The 2,508-nt window shown below is 75.8% G+C and carries 2 protein-coding genes; both read right to left on the bottom strand.

Annotation, left to right across the window (positions count from 1 at the left end):
- Positions 1-381 precede the first annotated feature (381 nt).
- Complete coding sequence (locus tag E1300_RS49025; protein WP_131764091.1) at positions 382-819, bottom strand: hypothetical protein; 438 nt, start codon at positions 817-819, stop codon at positions 382-384.
- A 264-nt stretch (positions 820-1,083) separates the two neighbouring features.
- Positions 1,084-2,508: ATP-binding protein (locus tag E1300_RS49020; protein WP_131764090.1), on the bottom strand; the 1,425-nt coding region annotated here is incomplete at its 5' end.

Below are 2,508 nucleotides of genomic sequence, written 5' to 3'. Positions count from 1 at the left end.
CGGAGCGGCGCTGGGCACGGCGGCCGCGGGCGGCGCCGAGGCGATGCCGAGGCCCAGCGCCGCGGCCAGTGCCGTGCCGGCGGCTCCGGCGGCGAGGCGTTTCCCGTTCATTCGTCCACCCTTCGGTCGGCGGCCCGCGGGCCGCGGCGGCCCGTCCGGACGTTCCGGACACGGTTCCGCTTTCAGGTGACTTCCCGGGATCCTCGCCATATCCCTCGCCCTGGCTCCGTTTCTGTCAAAGCCGGGTCAAGGCGTTCGTGACCACACGGGAGAAGTCGCCGCCGCCCTTCTCTGAAAGCTCGGTGGAAAAGCGAAGGCCCCGCCGCGGAAGCGGCGGGGCCGGTGAGCTCGACGGCGCCGAGCGCCGGGCGTCCGGGCGGGTCAGAAGATCTTCTTGCCCTTGCCGTACGCGTACTTCCCGGTCTTCTTGTTGCGGCCGCACTCCTGCACCCACATGTGCGTGCGGTAGCCCTTGGGGGACGTCCCCTTGATGCTGACCGTCGCCTTGCCGTCGTAGTTGTACCAGGTGCCGTTCTGCGACAGCGCCTCGATCTTGAAGCGGGCGTAGTACTTGGAGCCGGCCGAATTGGTGAACAGGAACCGCACGCACGCGGTCCAGCCGTTCTTCTTCGCGTCGCTCAGCTTGCCGGACACCGTCACCGTGCTCGACCCGCGGGAGTACGTGCCGGACGAGGACAGGTTGGCGTAGGAGTTGTACGGGGCCCACTTGCCGGTGGCGGCTTCGGCGGGCGCCCCCGCAACCGCCATCCCGGCCAGCAGGGTGCCGGCCGCCAGGCCGACGGCAGCGATTCGCCGCATAGGTCCCTCCATGCTCTGTTCTGTTGGGGATCAGCGCGGAAACCTAGCAGCGAAAGGAAGATCATTTCGGTTTTGAGCGCGGATCGTGACCTTGGTGGCCGAAACCGGCGCCGCGGCGAACCGGAAACGAGGTGCACGGCGTCCAACGGGCTCGGCGGTCCTCCGCCCTTGAGCCGCCGGGCCTGCTCGCGGGCCTGCTCAAGGGCCTGGCAACGCCGCCGCGGATCCCGCCCCTCCCCGGGGCATGACGGAGATCACAGCGGGTCACTCCTCCTCCAGGGCGTCCAGCAGGGCGCGCATGTCGAGCAGCGCCGCGCGGGCGTGCTCCGTGACCGCCGCCAGCGCGGCCGGGCCGTCCGCCTCCGTGCCCGACGTGCCCGACGTGCCCGCGAGGCCCGCCTCCGCCGCGCGCACCATGCGCGCCGTGTGGTCCAGGACGGTGGCGCGCAGCCCGAGCGCCACCCGGTCCCGCTCCGCCTGGGCGGCCTCGCCGCGCCGCGCGGCGACCGTCTCCAGCGCCGTCGCCTCCCAGCCCCGGCCGCGTCCGGTGACGGCCTTGCCCCACGCCCAGAACGGCAGCAGCACGAGCACCCCGAACACGCCGCTCGCGAGCAGCGCGAACGGGACGAGCACGGGCGTCCGCTCCGCCCCCGGGTCCGTCGCCAGGGCCACGGTGAACGTGACCGCCCAGGGCAGCGCCCCGAGGAACGGCGCGGGCCAGGTCGGCCGCCCGCGCCGGGCATGGCCGGCGACCGCGTAGACGGCGACCATCTCCGCCGGCGAGCCGATGAGCAGCAGCCCGAGCAGCTCCGGGACGTGCGGGCCGACCGCCAGCGCGCAGGCGGAGTCGATCGCGGCGAGCGCGGCCAGCGCCGGGTACGGCGCGCGGCGGCGCCACCACAGCGGGACGCCGCGGACGAGCAGCAGCGCGATGACCAGGGCGGCCGTCCCGCGGGAGGCGCCGCCCAGGATCGGGTCGGGCGGGGTGAAGGCCAGCAGCGGCGGCACCGACGCGCACAGCCCGACGACCGCCGCGTCGAGCACCTCCGGCCAGCCCGGTCCGCGCCGCCCGGCGGGCGAGGTCGGCAGCACGGCCCGGACGGCCCACCCTCCGCCGGACGGGCCCGCGTCGAGCGTGCCGCCGAGCGCCTCGGCGCGCTCCCGCATGCCGCCGATGCCCCGTCCCGTGCCGAGCGCGGGGACGCCGCCGTCGTCGCGGGGCGCCTCGTTCACCACCGCCACCTCGACCGCGCCCGGGACGTACCGGACCTCCACCGCCACCGCCGCGCCCGGCGCGTACCGCATCGCGTTGGTGAGCGACTCCTGGACGACCCGGTAGGCGGCGGTCCCGACCTCGGGCCGCAGCCTGCGAGCGCGGCCCTCGAACGCGAGCGCGACCGGGACGCCGAGCCGCGACAGCCCCTCGCAGAGCTGGGGGAGGAGCGTGCCGAGCCCGCCCTCCCCGGCGCCCGGGTCGGCCGGGCCCATGACGTCGACCAGCCGGCTCAGCGCGGTGAGGACCTCCCGCCCGGTGTCGGCGGCGGCCGCGAGCGCGCCGCGGACCAGCGCCGGATCGCCGGTCCTGGCCACCGCGCCGCTGTGCACGACGACCGCGCTGAGATGGTGGCCCGCCACGTCGTGCAGGTCGCGGGCGAGGCGCTCGCGCTCGGCGCCCGCCGCCGCCCGCCG

The organism is Actinomadura fibrosa, from assembly GCF_900659615.1.
Classification (GTDB): domain Bacteria; phylum Actinomycetota; class Actinomycetes; order Streptosporangiales; family Streptosporangiaceae; genus Spirillospora; species Spirillospora fibrosa.
Note: the sequence above shows the minus strand (reverse complement) of the source record. Positions and strands in the feature narration are given on the sequence as shown.

Coding starts and splice junctions, on each gene's coding strand:
- E1300_RS49025 (WP_131764091.1), bottom strand. CDS start 819: ATGCGGCGAATCGCTGCCGTCGGCCTGGCGGCCGGCACCCTGCTGGCC.